This is a genomic window from Streptomyces sp. NPDC025793, assembly GCF_055558375.1.
Genome location: NZ_JBVHMR010000167.1, coordinates 1 through 1,052 on the forward strand (window position 1 = coordinate 1; position 1,052 = coordinate 1,052).

Consider the following 1,052-nt stretch of genomic DNA (forward strand, 5'->3'; position numbering starts at 1 on the left):
CGGCCTACACCCTTACCCCGGGACAACCACCGCCCGGGATGGACTACCTTCCTGCGTCACCCCATCACTCACCTACTAACCGCTTGGTCCGGCGGCTCCACCACTTTCCATTCCCCGAAGGGTCCGGAACGGCTTCACGGCCTTAGCATCACGATGCTCGATGTTTGACGCTTCACAGCGGGTACCGGAATATCAACCGGTTATCCATCGACTACGCCTGTCGGCCTCGCCTTAGGTCCCGACTTACCCTGGGCAGATCAGCTTGACCCAGGAACCCTTAGTCAATCGGCGCAAACGTTTCTCACGTTTGTATCGCTACTCATGCCTGCATTCTCACTCGTCAACCGTCCACGACTACCTTCCAGTGCCGCTTCACCCGGCAGACGACGCTCCCCTACCCATCACAGCACCCGTTGGGGCTTACCGCTGCAATGACACGACTTCGGCGGTACGCTTGAGCCCCGCTACATTGTCGGCGCGGAATCACTAGACCAGTGAGCTATTACGCACTCTTTCAAGGGTGGCTGCTTCTAAGCCAACCTCCTGGTTGTCTGTGCGACTCCACATCCTTTCCCACTTAGCGTACGCTTAGGGGCCTTAGTCGATGCTCTGGGCTGTTTCCCTCTCGACCATGGAGCTTATCCCCCACAGTCTCACTGCCGCGCTCTCACTTACCGGCATTCGGAGTTTGGCTAAGGTCAGTAACCCGGTAGGGCCCATCGCCTATCCAGTGCTCTACCTCCGGCAAGAAACACACGACGCTGCACCTAAATGCATTTCGGGGAGAACCAGCTATCACGGAGTTTGATTGGCCTTTCACCCCTAACCACAGGTCATCCCCCAGGTTTTCAACCCTGGTGGGTTCGGTCCTCCACGAAGTCTTACCTCCGCTTCAACCTGCCCATGGCTAGATCACTCCGCTTCGGGTCTTGAGCGTGCTACTGAATCGCCCTGTTCGGACTCGCTTTCGCTACGGCTTCCCCACCCGGGTTAACCTCGCAACACACCGCAAACTCGCAGGCTCATTCTTCAAAAGGCACGCAGTCACGAGA

Annotated in this window: 1 rRNA gene; it reads right to left on the minus strand. The window is 57.6% G+C overall.

Annotation, left to right across the window (positions count from 1 at the left end):
• A 23S ribosomal RNA gene (locus ACZ4MF_RS49105) occupies positions 1 to 1,052 on the minus strand; the annotation flags it as partial.